At 57.9% G+C, this 18,319-nt stretch carries 14 protein-coding genes; 6 read left to right on the forward strand and 8 right to left on the reverse strand.

Translation table 11 applies throughout. From position 1 onward, the window contains the following. Positions 1-115: 115 nt before the first annotated feature. The 4 genes from B30_RS09870 (at position 116) to B30_RS09885 (ending at position 3,057) form a co-directional block, all read left to right on the forward strand. Positions 116-943 carry a transporter substrate-binding domain-containing protein gene (locus tag B30_RS09870; RefSeq protein WP_009571907.1) on the forward strand — a complete coding sequence of 276 codons (828 nt, stop codon included), beginning with the start codon at positions 116-118 and terminating at the stop codon, positions 941-943. Positions 944-1,013: 70 nt separating this feature from the next. Further along, a complete protein-coding gene (locus B30_RS09875) occupies positions 1,014-1,688 on the forward strand; it encodes an amino acid ABC transporter permease (protein WP_009571908.1) in 675 nt (224 codons plus the stop codon). After that, on the forward strand, positions 1,685-2,338 hold the full coding sequence (locus tag B30_RS09880) for an amino acid ABC transporter permease (RefSeq protein ID WP_009571909.1): 654 nt from the start codon (positions 1,685-1,687) through the stop codon (positions 2,336-2,338). The genes B30_RS09875 and B30_RS09880 overlap by 4 nt, the downstream gene beginning before the upstream one ends. Continuing rightward, entirely contained in the window at positions 2,335-3,057 is a 723-nt protein-coding gene (locus B30_RS09885; RefSeq protein ID WP_009571910.1) for an amino acid ABC transporter ATP-binding protein, read from the forward strand. The genes B30_RS09880 and B30_RS09885 overlap by 4 nt, the downstream gene beginning before the upstream one ends. Positions 3,058-3,205: 148 nt before the next feature. Here B30_RS09885 and putA read toward each other — a convergent pair whose 3' ends face one another. Continuing rightward, positions 3,206-6,637, reverse strand: coding sequence for a bifunctional proline dehydrogenase/L-glutamate gamma-semialdehyde dehydrogenase PutA (putA, locus tag B30_RS09890; protein ID WP_040402229.1), 3,432 nt, complete (start codon positions 6,635-6,637; stop codon positions 3,206-3,208). A gap of 116 nt (positions 6,638-6,753) precedes the next feature. On the opposite strand from putA, the gene B30_RS09895 reads away from it, so the two are divergent. Together B30_RS09895 and B30_RS09900 are read left to right on the forward strand one after the other, a co-directional pair. Next, a complete protein-coding gene (locus tag B30_RS09895) occupies positions 6,754-7,212 on the forward strand; it encodes an Lrp/AsnC family transcriptional regulator (RefSeq protein ID WP_009571912.1) in 459 nt (152 codons plus the stop codon). Positions 7,213-7,956: 744 nt separating this feature from the next. Beyond that, a complete protein-coding gene (locus B30_RS09900) occupies positions 7,957-10,716 on the forward strand; it encodes a Hint domain-containing protein (RefSeq protein WP_009571913.1) in 2,760 nt (919 codons plus the stop codon). 204 nt (positions 10,717-10,920) lie between these two features. Here B30_RS09900 and B30_RS09905 read toward each other — a convergent pair whose 3' ends face one another. From B30_RS09905 to B30_RS09935, 7 genes are all read right to left on the reverse strand, one after another. Then, positions 10,921-12,171, reverse strand: coding sequence for an MFS transporter (locus B30_RS09905; protein ID WP_009571914.1), 1,251 nt, complete (start codon positions 12,169-12,171; stop codon positions 10,921-10,923). 38 nt (positions 12,172-12,209) lie between these two features. Next, on the reverse strand, positions 12,210-12,797 hold the full coding sequence (locus B30_RS09910; RefSeq protein WP_040402118.1) for a nucleotidyltransferase family protein: 588 nt from the start codon (positions 12,795-12,797) through the stop codon (positions 12,210-12,212). Positions 12,798-12,820: 23 nt separating this feature from the next. Next, the gene (locus B30_RS09915; RefSeq protein ID WP_009571916.1) at positions 12,821-14,137 is read right to left on the reverse strand and encodes a branched-chain amino acid ABC transporter permease; all 1,317 of its coding nucleotides are present in this window, start codon (positions 14,135-14,137) and stop codon (positions 12,821-12,823) included. Then, positions 14,134-15,144, reverse strand: a complete 1,011-nt coding sequence (locus B30_RS09920; protein WP_009571917.1) for a branched-chain amino acid ABC transporter permease — start codon at positions 15,142-15,144, stop codon at positions 14,134-14,136. Before B30_RS09920 ends, B30_RS09915 begins: the two co-directional genes overlap by 4 nt. Positions 15,145-15,147: 3 nt before the next feature. Continuing rightward, positions 15,148-15,855 (reverse strand): ABC transporter ATP-binding protein, encoded by a 708-nt coding sequence (locus B30_RS09925; RefSeq protein WP_009571918.1) that lies wholly within the window; start codon positions 15,853-15,855, stop codon positions 15,148-15,150. Further along, entirely contained in the window at positions 15,852-16,637 is a 786-nt protein-coding gene (locus B30_RS09930) for an ABC transporter ATP-binding protein (protein ID WP_009571919.1), read from the reverse strand. Before B30_RS09930 ends, B30_RS09925 begins: the two co-directional genes overlap by 4 nt. 107 nt (positions 16,638-16,744) lie before the next feature. Beyond that, complete coding sequence (locus B30_RS09935) at positions 16,745-17,920, reverse strand: ABC transporter substrate-binding protein (RefSeq protein WP_009571920.1); 1,176 nt, start codon at positions 17,918-17,920, stop codon at positions 16,745-16,747. Positions 17,921-18,319: the final 399 nt, after the last annotated feature.

An 18,319-nucleotide genomic window follows, 5' to 3' on the forward strand; every position in this document is an offset into this window, starting at 1 on the left:
AGATTTGACCTTCAATTCAGCCATATTGACCACAAGGTCGCGCCTTTAGGGCAATATGACTGCAATCACTCCTGTATTCTGGCTTTATAACCAAACAAAACTTCAGGGATCTCTCATGAAAAACACCACAGTTCTCGGCGCATTTGGCGCTTTGGCCCTTTTGGGCGCCACTTTGGCCACGCCAGCCGCCGCCGATAAACTCGATGACGTTTTGGGCTCGGGCAAGCTGCGCTGCGCCGTTGTGCTCGACTTCCCGCCCATGGGCTACCGTGACGCCAACAACGAACCGGCCGGCATGGATGTGGACATCTGTAAAGATCTCGCAAGCCGCATGGGCGTTGATGCCGAAGTCGTGGGCGTCACCTGGGCCGAACGTATTCCGTCGCTGATCTCTGGCCGCACCGATGTGGCGATTGCCTCCTCTTCGGACTCGCTTGAGCGCGCCCAGACCGTGGGTTTCACCATCCCCTACATGGTGTTCCAGTTCCAATCCCTGCTGCCCGCAGATTCCGAGATCACCGAATGGGACCAGTTGAAAGACGCCAATGTCGGTGTCGCGGTTGGCACAACCTATGAATCCGAACTGACCGATTACAGCGCCGCCAACTGGCCGGATGGCAAAGGCAAGATCACCACCTTCCAAGCCGAAAACGACACCTATCTCGCCGTGTCCCAAGGCCGCGTCGAAGCGGGCATTGCCACAGACACCGCCATCGCCAACATTCTGCAATCGGACAGCTTTTCCAACCTCAAAGCCGGTCCCGTGGCCCCCTTTGGCGCGGATATCGTTGGCTTTATGACCGAGCGTAACGAATTTGGCTGGATCAACTACCTGAACCTCTACATCAACCATGCGTACCGCGACGGCACGCTCGGTGATCTCTATGAGACACATATCGGCGGCGAAATGCCTGACCTGACGACCGTTGGCGTTTATTATTAAACCCTGAAGTACGTTTAACCTTGGCGGCGGCAGGCACCCCCTGTCGCCGTCCAACTTATGGGTCATTTGGATGGATTATCAATTCCACTGGCGACCAGTTATTCAGGCTCTTCCCGATCTTCTGAAAGCCTCTCTGGTCACACTTCAGGTCTCTCTTATCGCGATGGCACTTGGCCTGATGATCGGCCTTGTGCTCTATTTCTTTCGGGCCAGCCAACTGCGCGTTCTGCGCGGGTTTGGCTCCACCTGGGTCGAAATTGCGCGCAACACGCCCTCTCTGTTCCAGATTTTCGTGTTTTATTGGGGCCTTGGCGAATTCGGTATTTTTCTCAGCTCCTATACGGCGGTGGTTGCCGCGCTGACCTTCAACTGTGCGGGCTATATGGCCGAGACCTATCGCGGCGGCTTTAATGCCGTGAACCCCGGTCAAGACAAAGCCGCGCGCACGTTGGGGATGACCCGGTTTCAATCCATGCGCTATGTGGTGTTGCCGCAGGTGTTGCGTGCGATTTACGGGCCGATGACCAACCAGTTCACTTGGGTCATTCTGGCCTCCTCTTTGGGGATGCTGGCGGGTCTGCGCGAATTGTCGGGCGAGACGCAATATTTCAACTCACGCACCTTCCGCACCTTTGAATTCTTCGCCGCCACCGCCGTGATCTACTATCTGATCGCCAAAATGGCGCTTCTGTTGATGGCCCTTCTTGGACGGCCCTTGTTCAAAGCGGAAAGGGCAAAGTCATGACCGATGTCTTTACCACGCTGCAATGGAGCGATCTGATCTTCCTGCTGGAAGGGGCTTGGAAAACCATCCAAATTTCTGTCGTCTCCATCCTTTTGGGCACCCTGTTGGGTATGGTCTTCGGCTGGCTGATGTCGCTGAACAACAAGTTGATCACCTTCGCGGTCATGGCCGTGCTGGACGTGTTCCGCTCGGTGCCTTTGCTGATCCAATTGATCCTGTTTGACAGTTTCGTGGCGATCGCGGGCTTTCCGTTGCCGGCATTTTGGTCGGGTACGATCGTGTTGATCATCTACACCGCCTCGCTTGTGGCTGTGGTTGTACACTCGGGCATCGACGCCGTGCCTCCGGGTCTGCGCGCCGCCGCGCGGTGTTTGGGGATGAGTTATTGGCAGGAAATGCGCCATGTGACCACGCCCGTGGGCCTGCGCACGGCGTTTCCGTCCTGGCTTGGAGTGGCACTGGCGACCATCAAAGACTCCGCTCTGGTCTCGGCCATCGGCTATGTCGAATTGCTGCGCGCCTCGCAAATCCTCAACACCCGCACCCAAGAGTCGGTCAAAATCATGCTGCTGGTCGGCCTGATCTACTTTATCATCTCCTACCCGCTGTCGCGATTGGGCGCACGTTACGAACAGAGGCAAAAATCATGATCGTACTGGAAAACCTGCACAAATCCTTTGGCCCTCTGGAAGTTCTCAAAGGCATCAACCTGACCGTGGACAAGGGCGAGGTCGTTTCACTGATCGGCGCGTCTGGATCGGGCAAGTCCACGCTGCTTTATTGCATCAACGCGCTTGAAACCATTGATGGCGGCAAGGTCACCGTCGATGGGGTGGATGTGCATGCCAAAGGCACCGACATCAACAAGCTGCGCCAGAAATTGGGCACGGTGTTTCAGCAATGGAACTCGTTCCCGCATCTGACCGCACTTGAAAACGTCGCCCTCGCGCCGCGTGTGGTGTCGAAATTCAGCCGTAAAGACGCGCAGGAGATCGCCGCCAAGCAACTCACCCATGTTGGTCTCGGCGACAAGCTCAACCACTACCCGTCGCAGCTTTCGGGCGGTCAGCAACAGCGTTTGGCGATTGCCCGTGCGCTGGCGATGGAACCGACCTACATGTTGTTTGACGAGGCCACCTCGGCGCTTGACCCGGAGTTGGTGGGCGAGGTGCTCGACATCATGCGGATGCTGGCCTCTGAGGGGATGACGATGATTGTTGTGACCCATGAGATGAGCTTTGCCCGAGATGTTTCTGATCGCGTTGCTTTTTTCAAGAAAGGCGTTTTGGCCGAAATCGGTGCGCCGGAAGATGTGATGAACAATCCCCAAGACCCCGATCTGCAACGGTTCCTCTCGACCATCGGCTAATCGCCTCAGATCGCACAGCCAAAAAACCGCCGTTCCTTACACAGGAGCGGCGGTTTTTTCGTGCGTGAGATGTAACTAAATATAACCCCGCACCGTGGTTCGGGCGCGGGGGAAACGTGTTTGGTGCTGCGGCGGAGTGCTGCGGTTCTTATCCGGCCAAAAGGGCGGCGTTGCCGCCCGCCGCCGTGGTGTCGACGCACATGTGCCGTTCATGGACGACATGGGCCGCGTCGGGCAGGGCGGTGATCAGCGGCAAAATTGCCCCGTCGCGCAGAGACAGCGCCTCGGCATAGGCGCGGGGATCGTCGCCCCAATAGATCGCGCCGTCAAAGCCCGAAACTGTGGTCAAAGCGGCGGGGTCTATCGTGCCCTTGACCGCAACGGCAACCCCGCCCAAGGCCTCAACGGCGGCGATTTGTGCGTCAACGGCCGCCTGTCCCGGTCCCATGCACAGGATCGGTGCGCGCGCATAGGTGCGCAGGGTGTTGGCCTCGCCGGTCGGCCCCGGCATCTCGGTGGCCGACAAGAGCGCGCCGCCATGAGTTTTGGCAAGTGAAGTCTTGGCCAGCGCCGCTTTAAGCGCCTCCAGATCACAGGGCGTTTCCCAAACACCCGCCTCGGGCGCGGCCTGTGGTTTGATAAATCGGGTCAGGTAGCTCGGCCCGCCCGCTTTCGGTCCGGTGCCCGAAAGCCCTTCGCCGCCAAAGGGTTGGCTGCCAACGATGGCACCGATTTGGTTGCGGTTCACATAAAGATTGCCGACATGAATGCCATCCGCAATCTCTTGCACCCGCGTGTCGATCCGCGTGTGCAGACCAAAGGTCAGACCAAAACCGCGCGCGTTTACATCCGCAATCACCTTGTTCAACTCATGCGCCTTAAAGGTGGCGACATGCAGCACGGGCCCAAAAATCTCCCGCTCCAGATCGGCAATGCCGCTGACCTTCAACAGGGTCGGGGCAACGAACAGCCCAGAGGTCGGCGCATCGACGCGATGGAGCAGTGCGCCCTTGGCCTCGTTTGCGGCAATATAGGCATTGATGCTGTCATAGGCAGCTTGGTTGATGACGGGGCCAACATCGGTGGTCAATGCCCAGGGATTGCCGATGCAAAGCTCGTCCATCGCGCCTTTGAGCATGTCGATGAAATGCGGGGCGATGTCCTCTTGGACATAGAGACAGCGCAACGCCGAACAGCGTTGGCCCGCCGATTGGAACGCCGAGGCCACGATGTCGCGCACGGCTTGTTCCGGCAGGGCGGTCGAGTCGACCAGCATGGCATTCAACCCGCCGGTTTCCGCGATCAACGGTGCGCCCGGGTCCATATGGGTCGCCATGGCGCGGCGGATGGATTGGGCGGTGGCGGTCGAGCCGGTGAACACCACCCCGCCCACGCGCGCATCCGAGGTCAGCGTGCGCCCCACGGTGGAGCCCAGCCCGGTGATCAGTTGCAGAGCGGCTTTCGGCACGCCCGCCTCATGCAGCAATGACACGGCGATGCTGGCAATCACGGGTGTGGCTTCGGCGGGTTTGGCGATGACGCCATTGCCAACCGCCAAAGCCGCACCAATTTGACCGGAGAAAATCGCCAGAGGGAAGTTCCACGGGCTGATCGCGGTGAAAATCCCGCGTGCATCCATCCTGTCGCCGCGCATTTCGGCCTGACCGGCGTAATAGCGCAGGAAATCAACCGCTTCGCGCAGTTCGCCAACGCAATCGGCCAAGGTTTTGCCCGCCTCACGCGCCAAAGTGGCAAAGATCAAACCGGCATTGGCCTCATAGAGATCGGCGGCGCGGCGCAGCACCTGCGCACGCTCAGATACGGGCGCGTCCCAGGTCGTCGCATCCTCGATGGCGCACAGGGCGGTGGCCTCGTCGGCCTCCAAAACCGTACTCACAACCTCACCCGTGGCCGGATTCACAACATCGCAAGTCGTGCCTGTGGCCGGGCGCAGGGTGATCGGCCCGGCCTCGGGCAGGGGCACATTACGGGCGGCGTCAATCTCCGCCAGAGTGGCCTCATCCGAGAGATCAAACCCCTTGGAATTGGTTCGGCCTTCGGTCGCAAACAAGTCCCTCGGAGCGCGCAGACCGGACGGGGCGGTGGCGGTGGCCAGCGCGGTGAACGGATCGGCGGCGATCTCTTCCGGGCTGACGTCTTCGTCCACCAATTGGTTCACAAAGGACGAGTTCGCGCCGTTTTCAAGCAGGCGGCGGACCAGATAGGCCAACAAATCGCGATGCGCGCCAACCGGGGCGTAGATCCGGCAGCGGGTTTTTTCGTCCTTGATGACAACATCATGTAGCTGCTCGCCCATACCATGCAGCCGCTGAAACTCAAACGGACGTCCCTCGGCCATGTCCAAAATCGCCGCGACGGAATGGGCGTTATGGGTGGCGAATTGCGGATAGATGCGATCCGAATAGCCAAACAATTTGCGTGCATTGGCGATGTAGCTGACATCGGTCGCGGTCTTGTTGGTGAACAGCGGGAAATCGTCGAGACCTTCGACCTGCGCCCGTTTCATTTCGGTGTCCCAATAGGCGCCTTTGACCAGACGGACCATGATTTTGCGATCCAGATGCGTGGCCAGCGCGTTGAGCCAGTCAATCGTCTGACCGGCGCGTTTGCCATAGGCCTGCACCACCACGCCAAACCCATTCCAGCCCGCGAGATCGTCGCTCATCAGCACCGCTTCGATCACTTTGAGCGAGAGGACCAAACGGTCCTGTTCTTCGGCGTCGATGTTCAGGCCGATCCCGGCCTGTTTCGCCTGCACCGAGAGATCATGCACGATCGGCACCAGCTCGGCCATCACGCGCGGCTCTTGGGCGACCTGATAGCGCGGGTGCAAGGCGGAGAGTTTGATCGAGATGCCGGGATTGGTTTCGACCGAGCCGTGGGTGGCGGCCTTGGCAATGCTTTTGATCGCATCGCTGTAGGATTTGGCATAGCGCGTGGCGTCGGCTTTCGTCATCGCGGCCTCGCCCAACATGTCGTAGCTATAGGTGTAGCCCTGTTTTTCACGCTCGCGGGCGCGCTCCAGCGCCTTGTCGATGGTCTGACCCAAAACGAACTGGCGGCCCATCTGTTTCATCGCCTGACCCACGGCCACGCGGATCACCGGCTCGCCCACACGTTTGATCGCCGCGCGCAACACACGCGCCACGCCCGGATCGCGTTCGTCCAACACCCGGCCGGTGAGCATCAAAGCCCATGTCGAGGCATTGACCAGCGGAGAGGAGGCCTCGCCAATGTGTTTCGACCAATCGGAGGGGGCAATTTTATCCTCGATCAGCGCGTCGATGGTTATGGCATCCGGCACGCGCAACATCGCTTCGGCCAGACACATCAACGCCACGCCCTCCTGGGTTGAGAGGCCATATTCCGCGAGGAATTTTTCCATCAAGCCGGGGTTGGCCTCGGTCCGAATGCGGCGAATGTAACCTGCCGCCCGGTTCGAAATCGCCACGCGTTCCGGCTCCGTCAGGGCACCCTGTTGCATGAGGTCTTTCAAAACATCCTGTTCAGGAGCAATTTTGGCGTGCCCTGAAAACGTGTCGAATTTATGATCGAACATGGTCCACTCCGGAATTTGTTTCACCCTGAATATCTGCGTTCCTCTGGTCGTTGCGTCCAAAAGAGGGTATTGATGCAGGTAAATCGGACAAAAACACCCCACAAAAAGGACGAATAATGATTATTGACGACGCTGACCGCAAAATCCTGCGCGAATTGCAACACAACGCCCGGATTCCAGTGACAGAATTGGCCAAACGGGTTGGGCTTTCGAAAACACCCGTGGCCGCGCGGATCAAGAATATGGAAGAGGCGGGGCTGATCTCGGCCTACCGCGCCGTTGTCTCGCCACTCAAACTCGGGTTGAGCCATGTCACCTTTGTCGAGGTGCGCATGTCCGACACCCGTGAATCTGCGCTCAAGAAATTCAATGAGGCGGTCAAACTCGTGCCCGAAATCGAGGAATGCTACATGATCGCGGGCGGGTTTGATTATCTCGTCAAAGTGCGTGCCCATGATATAAACCATTATCGTCAAGTGATGGGAGATAAAATTTCGGCGCTGCCCTTTGTCAATTCGACCTCAACCCATGTGGCGATGGAGGCCATCATCGAACCGTCCGAAATCGTGATCTAAATGCCTTCTGCTCCAGGCGAGTCGGAGATTTGTAGCATTTACCAAGATGTTAAGCCGCTGTTGCCGCCAAGCTTTCGTCACAGTGATTCGAAGAGGTCCAATGTTATTGTTTTCACTTTTGCCCTATTTCAAAGCAATCGCGACCATTGGTTCCATTTCGAGACTGGCGATCTAGGAATGGGTTAAAATTGAGGCAGGATAAAGGCGGTGTCCGTTGGGGACGTTGACTTAAGGTTAATCAGCGTCAGACGGGCTATATCTTGTAGGGCAATAACGAATTTAGAACATTGAATATAAATAATAAAAAAATCAATTTCGCGCAAAAACCGCAGCTAAATCCATGCCCAATTCGCGTGAGAATAGGCCAATTTCACCGCGTGATTTGCGGCACTTTTCCAAGACAGGACAATTTTTCGCCCATTTTCCCCGTTTGCACAGCCACCTTTTTGACATATCCATAAGAGGCCCAACTGGGGGGCAACATAAGGCCACGGGGGCGGCTGCGTTAAGTTTCGAAGTCCGGGAAGGACGTCGGCTTGCGTGTCCGATGTGGTACATGGATCGTTTATTTGATCTGCTGCTGCGTGTGACGATTGCGAGTTTTGCCATCGAAGTGATGGCTATGTCTTCTCGACCTTTACAGCATTAATGCAGACGCTTTGGTCTTGTGTTTATGGGACTCATCCGGGCAACCGGTCGCGTTATTTTTCCGTTCTTGTCGAGCGGTGGTGAAGGAATGAGAAGATGACATATACGCATGATGATTGCGATCCAAAAGATCCAACTCCGACAACGCCGGCCCCGATTGCAGGGACTGTTGATGGGACCGCAGGTGACGATTATATCGACGTCGCTTACACTGGAGATCCTGAAGGCGATGTTATTGATGGGGCAGATGGCCTGAATGATATTGTCTATGCGGGCGGCGGTGATGACACCGTGCTGGGTGGCGAAGGCAATGACACCATCTATGGTGACACAGGCGTAACAACCACCACATCCACCGAAACATTCTCTTGGGCTGACATCAAAGATCAGGATTGGTGTGGCCTTGGCACCGTCGACAATGGCGATGACCTCGAAGGTCTGACGCTGACCCAAAACACCGGCAATGTCACAGTGACGGTCACCACCCCGGACACCTATGACACATGGCACGCCAGCAACATTGGCGTGGATTCGAATTTCTCCACCAACACGGTCAACGTCGATGGGGTCGATGGCGCAGACGCTCACTCCTCCCTCGCGTCCAACGCGGCGGCGGGAGAAGTCGGCACCTATGACATGTCCTTCTCTGACGATGTGCAAAACGTCACCTTCAACATCTCCGACATCGACGCCAATCTCGGTCAGGTGACCGTGATCGCCTATGACGCGGACGGCAATGAAATCCCGGTCACGTTTGACATCGGCTCTGACCTGATCCTCTCGGGCAATACGGTCACCGCCGAGGACACCGACAACGTGTCACCTTCCGCCGACAGCAACACCGTTACGGTGAGCATCGCGGGCCCGGTGGCCTCGCTTCAGATCATCCACACCAATCCGGGCACGGGCGTGTCGGGCATTCATATTTCTGACGTGACCTTTGATGCCGTTTCCGGCACCGAGCTGACCGAAGGGGCAGGCGACGACACCTTGATTGGCGGCGCAGGCGATGACGTGATCTTTGGCCAAGGTGGCAATGACACGTTGCAAGGCGACGAAGGCACCAACACGCTGGACGGCGGCGCAGGCGACGACACCTTTATCGGTGGCGCCGGTGCGGACACGTTCACCGGCGGTGCAGGTCAGGACAACATTGATTATTCCGGTTCAGACGCGGCGGTGAATGTCGACCTGTCGACCTCGACGCTCTCTGGTGGTGACGCTGAAAACGACACCGTTTCCAGCGGTATCGACGGCGTGATCGGCTCTGACTATGACGACACCCTGACCGGCTTTGATCATCAGGGCACCGATCCGTCCGACACATATACCAATGAATTCTGGGGCATGGGTGGCGATGATACCATCTCCGGCGGTGGCGGCGACGACTACCTCGATGGGGGCGACGGCGTTGATCATATCGAAGGCGGCGACGGCGACGACATCATCGTCGGCGGCGACATCGGCAGCCCGGATCGCGGCTACCCGGGCGTTTTCCCGGGCGATTCTGACACCACCAATGACATGGACACGCTGCTGGGCGGCGCGGGCAATGACACGATTTCGGGTGGCGATGACAATGATTACATTGACGGCGGTGCCGACAATGACACCATCGACGGCGGCTTTGACGATGACACCATTTTGGGTGGCTCCGGTGACGACTTTATCGTCGGTGGCGAAGGCTCCGATACGATCGACGGCGGCGAGGGCAATGACATCATCTATGGTGGTCTTGCACCGGGCTTCCCGGACAGCCTGAACATCCCCGATGACGCGGGCGATCTTGTCACCGACAACGGTCAGGACGTGATCCATGGCGGTGCGGGCAACGACACGATCTACGGTCAAGACGACGATGATCTGATCTATGGCGATGCAGGTGACGACACCATCTATGGCGGCATTGACGACGACACCATTCATGCTGGCGCGGGCCATGACATTGTCGATGGTGGCGCAGATCAGGATACGATCTACGGCGGTGGCGACAATGACGTCCTCTCCGGCGGCGATGACGAAGATACGATCTATGTCACCTTTGATGATGTCACATCTGGCGTTTACAACACCACGGTGCATGGTGGCGATGGCGGTGTCGATTGGGATACGCTTGATCTGTCTGCCTTGTTGTCCGATGGATGGGTGGTCACCCACGACGTGCAAAACCCGGACTCCGATGGCAACGGCTTTGACGGCCAGATCCAACTCTACAATGCCGGTACGGACTCCTACGCCAACATCAACTACACCAACATCGAGGAAATCATCCCTTGCTTCACGCCGGGGACGCTGCTTGCGACACCCAAAGGCGAAGTCGCGGTGGAAACCCTCAAAGTGGGCGACAAAGTCATCACCCGCGACAACGGTCTTCAGGCGATTCAGTGGATTGGCAAGAAATCCCTGTCCTCTGCCGATCTGGCGGCCCGTCGCGCGTTGATGCCAGTGATGATCCGTCAGGGCGCACTTGGTGCCGGTCTGCCGGAGCGCGACATGATGGTGTCTCCAAACCACCGCATGTTGGTTTCCAATGAAAAAGCCGCGCTTTTGTTTGACGAGCACGAAGTTCTCGTGGCGGCCAAACACCTGACCCGCTTGGACGGTGTCGAGGTGATCGACGCGGCTGAGGTGACCTATATCCACGTCATGTTCGAGCGCCACGAAGTGGTCCTCTCGGACGGGACATGGTCGGAAAGCTTCCAGCCGGGCGATTACACCCTTGCCGGAATTGGCGAAGAGGCCCGTCAGGAAATCTTTGCACTCTTCCCGGAATTGCAAGACGTGTCGGCCCGCGGTGGATTTACCGCCGCCCGTCGCATTCTTCGCAAACACGAAGCCGAACTTTTGGTCTCCTGAACCAAATTTAAAGCGTCACGCCTTTAACCTGAGGTAGGGGAAAGGCGCAACGCTTAAAAAAACGCTCTCCCGGCGTTGGTGACACGTTCACCTGCGCCGGGAACCTCGGTGGCCACAGGGGGCTGGGCCACCAGAGGATTATCTGTAGCCTTGGCCGATCTGCGTTTTTTCTAATCACATCAACGCCTTGCCGGTTTCACGGCCTCACTCCGCACCAAAACCGCGCCCGAGCGCTTTCCATCCGATAAAAGCAAGAACAAACGCGCCCAGAGCGGCGACCAAAATCGGCATCATGACAGCCGTGTCACGGGCGACAACGCTCTGCGCGCCACGCGCAATCAGTCCCGACAATACAAGGCCAATCGGCATCATGCCCCAAGCAAAAAGCCGATAAAGGCTGTTGACCCGACCCAAAAGCACGTCGGGGATGGCGCGCTGTCGATAGGACACGGAGACCGTGTTCCAAATCAGTCCGAAAAATTCAAAGAGTGCCAATGTCAGACCCAAACTCACCGGACCGGGCACGTATGCGATGGCGAGAAAGATCGGGGCAGAGGCCAACAACGCCAATTGTGCCGACCGGCTTGGCCCAAACAGGCGGATGATCGGACCTCCAAGCCACCCGCCCAAGATGCCGCCCACGGCCCCCGAGGCCAAAATCAGCCCGTAAACCTGTGCGTTTAAGCCCAGGTTGTCCTGAACATGCAGCACCAGCGCAATCATCATCATATGAAACAGCAAATTCCAAAACCCGGTGATCCACGCAAGCGTGCGCAACAGCGGGGCGGCGCGCAAAAAGGCCACGCCTTCTTTGAACTCCGCGCGCCAATCGCGGGCGCGCGTGCCCGCCGCGCGAAACGCTCCCTTGATCCTCAACATAAGAAAAATGGCGGCAAAATAGCTGATCGCATTCAAAAGAAACGGCGCGGGCAGGGCAAAGCCAATCAACATCGCGCCCAAAGCTGGCCCAATCAACGCATTGCCAATCAGTTCCACACTCCAAAGTCGGCCGTTTGCGGTTTCAAGTTCGGCATGTGGCACGAGCGTCGGCAACATGGTTTGGGCCGCATTGTCGCGAAACACTTCGGCGACACCGACCACGCTGGCCCCGCACAGAAGCGCACAGAACAGCCAAAGGTTGGAGATGCCGTTGACGGGTGCGGGCGCAAGGGGGAGGGCGAAGACAATCGCCACGCCCACCGCCAAAAATGCCAGCGCGCGCAGTGCGTCCATCTGTAAAATCAACACCCGCCGATCGGCGCGATCGGTGATGATCCCCGCCGGAATGGCACAGAGCGCCCAAGGCAAGCGCAGGGCCACGGGCACCAAGGCGATCCAGACCGGATCACGGGTCAACAGTGACGCGAGCCAAGCCCAAGCCACCGTCGCAATGCCATCGGCCAAATTGGTCAGGCCACTGGCGAGGATAAAGCGATGGAGCGGGCGAAAGGTCATTGGGGGGCCAAATTGATTTAAAAAAACTGCGCCAGACCTCACATCTGACGCCAATCTTCCAGCGTATTCATGTCCCAAGTCGCCGCCTCGGACGGCATTTCCACCCGTTTGGCACCGTATTTTGCAATCAAATCCTGCGCGCCATGATCGCCCGTGAGGGCCTCAAATTTGGGCAAAAGGGACGTCGGAAAGATCACCGGATGACCATCGCGCCCGCTTTGGCTCATCGCGCGCACAATCTGCGTACCCTCAAAGGTTTCAAAGAGCACAACCAAGGTTTCCAAATGCGCAGCGGTGATAAAGGGCAGATCGGCCAGCATCACTATCAACCCGTTATAGCCACCCGAAATCGCCGCTTGGGCCAGAGATTTGAGCGTGGCGGACAGGCCCTCATTGGCCTGTTCCACACAGATAAAATCATCGCTCGGGCGCAAGATCGCCCGGCGCGCGTTAAAATACGGATGGGAGTCGGGCGGCAAAGCGACCAAAATATCATGACCCTTCGCCGCCGTGATGGCCCGGCGCAAAAGCGTGTCGGGGGCATGTAGGGACGGCGGGGTCGACAGCTTGTCAAACCCCATCCGAGATGAATTCCCAGCCGCACAAAGTCCCGCAAGCAAGCGCATTTTGAGCCCCTATTTTGGCCGACCTATTTTTCTGGCAACAACCCGCGCGGTGAAAACCGCAGCACGACCAAAAGGATCACGCCCATGGTCAAATAGCGCATATAGGCCACGCGTTCGATCAATCCAGCCTTAAACGCCGAGCCATCGTCCATACCCGAGGTGATCACATTAACGATCCATGCACCAATTGGCTCGACCTCGATCCACAGGAACCAAATCAACATGCCGCCCAAAACCGCGCCCCAATTGTTGCCCGATCCGCCGACAATCACCATGACCCAAACGAGGAAGGTGTAGCGCAGCGGTTGGTAGGTGGTGGGGGTGAGCTGACCGTCGAGCGTGGTCATCATCGCGCCCGCAACGCCGATGATCGCGGCCCCCAGCACGAAGATTTGCAAGTGCCTCCCGGTGACGTTTTTGCCCATGGCTTCGGCGGCGACCTCGTTGTCACGGATCGCGCGCATCATCCGCCCCCAGGGGCTTTTGAGCGCCAATTCCATTGCCGTGACGATCAGAATGATCACGGCCAGAAACAGCAAGGCATAGAGAAGTTTGACGAAAATCGACGAGCCTGTGGTTGGGTCCATGCCGAACCGGGTCATCATGTCCAAAAACCATTGCGCGTTTTGCAGGTCGATTTCATTCGGGACAGGACGGGGCAACCCGTTGACGTTTTTGACGCCGCGCGACAGCCAATCTTCGTTTTTCATCACCGCAAGGATAATCTCGGCGATGCCCAATGTGGCGATGGCCAGATAATCAGAGCGCAGTCCCAGTGCGGTTTTGGCCACAAGCCAAGCCGCGCCCGCCGCCAAGATCCCGCCCACAGGCCAGGCCAGCATGACAGGCAAGCCCAGCCCGCCAAGATAGCCGGAGACCGCCGGATCAACCGCTTCAATCGCGGCAACCGCCGGGTCCAACAGGAAGCGGAACAGGAAGAAACCAGCCACCAAAAAGGCGGTCAAAACCAAACCGCGCGTCCGGCCCTTTGGCATCTTTTTCCACAACACGGCAGCACCCGCGATGATCGCGACACCGACCACAAGCGCGGCGACGATGCGTCCGCCGCCCGCAGACCACGCGGCCGGGACCGGGGGCATCGAGGTCAGCACAACGGCCAAGCCACCCAAGGCGACAAAGCCCATGACGCCGACGTTAAACAGCCCCGCATAGCCCCATTGCAGGTTCACCCCCAAGGCCATGATCGCCGAGATCAGCCCCATGTTGAGGATGGACAGCGCGGAGTTCCACGATTGCAACAGGCCAACCGCCGAGATCAGCAGCGCCATCGCCAAGAAATACTGGGGTGCTCTCGATTTTTTCATGTCGGGTTTTGTCATATCGATTGCCCCTTAAAGAGACCCGTGGGTTTGAACAACAGCACGATGATCAGGATGGCGAAGGAGACGGCGAATTTGTAATCTGTCGACAGAAGCTGCACCAAACCGTCTGGGCTCCAACTGTCCGGGCTGAGATAGGTGATCACCTTTTTGAAGGCGTAGGTCAGGGTCACCTCGGAAAAGGCAATGACAAACCCGCCCGCAATCGCGCCCAGTGGATTGCCGATGCCACCGACGATGGCGGCGGCGAAGACCGGCAAGAGAAGCTGTTGATAAATAAAGGGTTTGAACGATTTGTCCAAACCGTAAAGCGCACCCGCGATGGTGGCGAGAGCTGCGACCAAGAGCCATGTGATCGTCACCACGCGCTCCGGGTTGATGCCCGACAAAAGCGCCAAATCTTCGTTATCCGAGAAGGCGCGCATGGATTTCCCGGTGCGGGTTTTGTTCAAAAACCAAAACAACGCGGCCACAGTGATCAGGGCGACGACGACGGTGATCACTTGGGTGGTTTTGATCGCAAGACCTTCGTCCAAGCCCGACCAGGCCTTGAAATCGCGGGCATTTACCAAGAAGCGTGCGCCATCGGCAAAGCGGCGGTCTTCTGTGCCCACGACCATGCGCACGACGCCGTTCATGACAAACATCACCCCGGTGGAGACGATCACCAACATGACCGGGGCGGCTTTGACTTTACGGTAGAACTTGTAGACCACGCGGTCGGTGGTCAAAAGCAACAGCGCCGTGACCGCTATGCCAAAGGGCAGGGCGAGAAGGGCGGTTGGCAGCGGCCCAAGAGAAATGCCCCAGCTTTGGAACAGCGCCGTGACCAGCACAACCACCATCGCGCCAAAGGACATGGTTTCGCCATGGGCAAAGTTTGAGAACCGCAGCACGCCGTAGATCAGCGTCACGCCCAAAGCCCCCAGCGCAAGCTGCGCGCCGTAAGCTGTGGCAGGGATAAGGACAAAATTGGCGAAGGCCACGAGGGCGTTGAGGATATCCATCTGTTAGCCCCCCAAGAATGTGCGGCGGACTTCGGGGTTGGCCAAAAGGGCGGCCCCCGTGTCGGTATAAGCATTGGCGCCTTGGACAAGGACATAGCCTTTATCCGCGATTTCAAGCGCTTGGCGGGCGTTTTGTTCGACCATGAGGATGGAAATCCCGGTGCGGGCGACCTCGATGATCCGATCAAACAGCTCGTCCATCACGATGGGGGACACGCCTGCGGTCGGTTCATCGAGCATCAACAATTTCGGTTGGGTCATCAGCGCACGACCGACAGCGACCTGTTGGCGTTGACCACCAGAGAGTTCGCCTGCGTTCTGGTTGCGCTTGTCTTTCACCGCCGGAAACAGCTCATAGACCTGTTCAATCGTCTCTTCGATGTCATCATTGCGAATGAACGCGCCCATTTCCAAATTCTCGCGTACCGTCATGGTCGGGAAAATATTGTGGGTCTGTGGCACAAAGCCCATGCCTTTGTAGACGCGCTCTTGGGGGGACAATTGGGTGATGTCTTCGCCGCCCAGATGCACATGGCCCTCGCGCAGGTTCAACATGCCAAACACCGCCTTCATTGCGGTGGATTTGCCCGCGCCATTAGGGCCAACGATGACGGCAATCTCGCCTTTTTGCACGGTCAGGGTACAGCCGTGCAGAATATCCGCGCCGGAGCCATAGCCGCCGCGCATCTCGCTTGCGTGGAGGAATGTCATTGCGCGCCCTCCGGTTTCTTGTTTTTCACGCCGGTGCCCAAATAGGCCTCGATCACCGCCTCATCGCTCATGATCTCGCTTGCCGTGCCCGTCGCCATCACTTTACCCTCGGCCATCACAATGACAGGATCGCAAAGCTGTTTGATGAACTCCATGTCGTGCTCAATCATGCAAAATGTATAACCGCGCTCCACGTTGAGCCGTTTGATCGCATCGCCAATGGTGTACAACAGCGTACGGTTGACGCCCGCGCCGACCTCATCGAGAAACACCATTTTGGCATCAACCATCATCGTGCGGCCCAGCTCCAAAAGCTTTTTCTGACCGCCGGAAATCTCGCCCGCTTTCAAATCCGCGATATGGGAAATGGTCAGAAACTCAAGGACTTCATCGGCCTTTTCGCGCAGGGCGCGTTCCTCGGCGGCGATCTGTTTGCGCTTAAACCACGCATTGACCAGCGTCTCGCCGGTTTGCCCCGCAGGCACCATCATCAGGTTCTCGCGCACCGTCATGCTTGAGAACTCATGCGCGATCTGGAACGTGCGCAAAATGCCCTTGGCAAAAAGGTGGTGCGGTTTGAGCCCGGTGATGTCCTCACCGTCAAACAAAACCTGTCCAGAGGTGGGGGTCAAAACCCCGGCGATGCAATTGAAAAGCGACGTTTTTCCCGCGCCATTGGGCCCGATGAGCCCGGTGATCGTGCCTTGCTCAAGCGTAAGCGAAGCCCCGTCCACTGCACGAAAACCGCCGAAATGCATGTGCAGATCACGCACTTCGATCATATGGTGTATCCCCGTTTTTGATCCGGCTGTTAAGCGAATGGGACCGGATAAGAAATATGGCCCGGAGCGTCAAGTGACAGATCTCCGGGCCATATCAGATGTTGCGTTTAGCGGATCGAAACGGTTTCAAACCCGCCGTCTTTGATCGTGTAATAGCGGTAGGAGCCAGCGGCCTCGCCCGGTCCGATCAATTCCACATTGGTTGCGCCGACATAGTTGATGTCGCCACCCTCGGAGAGGATTTTGAGCGCCTTGTCCAATTCGCCCGGCAAGATCGGCTCGCCCGGTGCGTTGGCCACGTCCAAGACGTTGGCCGCCACGGCTTCTTTGGTTGCCGCACCGCCTTTGGCCATGGCCAAAGCGATCAAAGCGCCCGCGTCATAGGATTCGCGGGTGTAAGCGGAGGAGACGTTGATGCCCGCCGCTTCACCCAAAGCGTTGAATGCGTCGGTGCCCGCACCTTCGGCCCATGGCACGATCCCGATGGAGCCTTCGACCACGTCACCCAGATCCGCGATCAGGCTGTCGCCGTACATGCCGTCGCCCAAAAGGAACATGTCAAACGCGCCGGTGTCAGCGGAGGCTTGGATGATGCCTTTGCCGCCTTGGTCGACATAGCCCAACACGACAAGCATTTCGCCACCAGCAGAGGCCAGTGCGGCGATTTCGGCGGAATAGTCGGCTTTGCCGTCTTCATGCGAGGTGTTGATGGTGATTTCGCCATCATAAGAGGCCGCGAACGCATCGGAGAGGCCTTTGCCGTAATCGGAGTTGGTGTAGGTCACCGCCACCGATGTGATGCCTTTTTCTTCCAAAACATCTGCCAAAACAGCGCCTTGGCGCGCGTCAGACGGCGAGGTGCGGAAGAACAGGTCATTGTCTTCGACCGTGGTCAGACCCGGCGAGGTGGCAGAGGGAGAGATCATCACCACGCCATTCGGCACAGCCACGTTGGACAAGACCGCGCCGGTCACGCCGGAACAATCCGCACCCATGATGGCCACGATACCGTCAGAGGTGATCAAACGCTCGGCAGCCGCAGAAGCCGCGGCGGCGTCCACACAGGTGCTGTCGGCGCGCACGGGGGTGATGGTCGAACCGTCCAGAAACATCCCGCTGTCGCTGATTTCTTTAAAGGCCAATTCCGCACTTGCGGCCATGTCGGGGGTCAGCGATTCAATCGGGCCCGTGTAGCCAAGGATCACGCCGACCTTGACCTCTTCTGCGAAGGCCGCAGCGGAGAAAAGGGTTGCGGCGGTGGACGCCAAAAGCAGCTTCTTCATATGGTATACTCCCTGTTTTTTCGTAGTCTGGGGCGAAGACTAGAACGGCTTTTACCAATTGGAAAGATATGCCGTTGGGTTTGAGGATCAGAAATCAAGCCAATGCCCAAAAAGACGTGATGTCGCGAAAAAATCGTCCGCTTTTGGCAAGGATTTAGGGGAAAGGCGGGAGATAAGGCGACTCATTGCGCTGTTGTCACCCCAAATGCCGTAGCCCTGCTGGGGTACGTTGCCTGTTTTTTGACCAACAGCCGCAGAATGACGCATAAAATCCTGTCGTTTTTGGTTTCCATCCACAGGCCAGAAAGTTTATAAAGCTCAAACGCTGTGGGCGCTAACAGGGCCCGCGCGCGTTGGAGGATGAAATTGCCCCTGCGCAAAGTCGCGCAGGCACCACCT

The organism is Celeribacter baekdonensis B30 (assembly GCF_000299875.1).
Taxonomy (GTDB): domain Bacteria; phylum Pseudomonadota; class Alphaproteobacteria; order Rhodobacterales; family Rhodobacteraceae; genus Celeribacter; species Celeribacter baekdonensis_A.

Bases quoted from the DNA above. Each gene is read 5' to 3' on its own strand.
- B30_RS09920 (WP_009571917.1), bottom strand. From the start codon at position 15,144: ATGGATATCCTCAACGCCCTCGTGGCCTTCGCCAATTTTGTCCTTATC.
- B30_RS09915 (WP_009571916.1), bottom strand. From the start codon at position 14,137: ATGACAAAACCCGACATGAAAAAATCGAGAGCACCCCAGTATTTCTTG.
- putA (WP_040402229.1), bottom strand. From the start codon at position 6,637: ATGTTCGATCATAAATTCGACACGTTTTCAGGGCACGCCAAAATTGCT.
- B30_RS09905 (WP_009571914.1), bottom strand. From the start codon at position 12,171: ATGACCTTTCGCCCGCTCCATCGCTTTATCCTCGCCAGTGGCCTGACC.
- B30_RS09935 (WP_009571920.1), bottom strand. From the start codon at position 17,920: ATGAAGAAGCTGCTTTTGGCGTCCACCGCCGCAACCCTTTTCTCCGCT.
- B30_RS09900 (WP_009571913.1), top strand. From the start codon at position 7,957: ATGACATATACGCATGATGATTGCGATCCAAAAGATCCAACTCCGACA.
- B30_RS09895 (WP_009571912.1), top strand. From the start codon at position 6,754: ATGATTATTGACGACGCTGACCGCAAAATCCTGCGCGAATTGCAACAC.
- B30_RS09875 (WP_009571908.1), top strand. From the start codon at position 1,014: ATGGATTATCAATTCCACTGGCGACCAGTTATTCAGGCTCTTCCCGAT.
- B30_RS09930 (WP_009571919.1), bottom strand. From the start codon at position 16,637: ATGATCGAAGTGCGTGATCTGCACATGCATTTCGGCGGTTTTCGTGCA.
- B30_RS09880 (WP_009571909.1), top strand. From the start codon at position 1,685: ATGACCGATGTCTTTACCACGCTGCAATGGAGCGATCTGATCTTCCTG.
- B30_RS09910 (WP_040402118.1), bottom strand. From the start codon at position 12,797: ATGCGCTTGCTTGCGGGACTTTGTGCGGCTGGGAATTCATCTCGGATG.
- B30_RS09925 (WP_009571918.1), bottom strand. From the start codon at position 15,855: ATGACATTCCTCCACGCAAGCGAGATGCGCGGCGGCTATGGCTCCGGC.
- B30_RS09885 (WP_009571910.1), top strand. From the start codon at position 2,335: ATGATCGTACTGGAAAACCTGCACAAATCCTTTGGCCCTCTGGAAGTT.
- B30_RS09870 (WP_009571907.1), top strand. From the start codon at position 116: ATGAAAAACACCACAGTTCTCGGCGCATTTGGCGCTTTGGCCCTTTTG.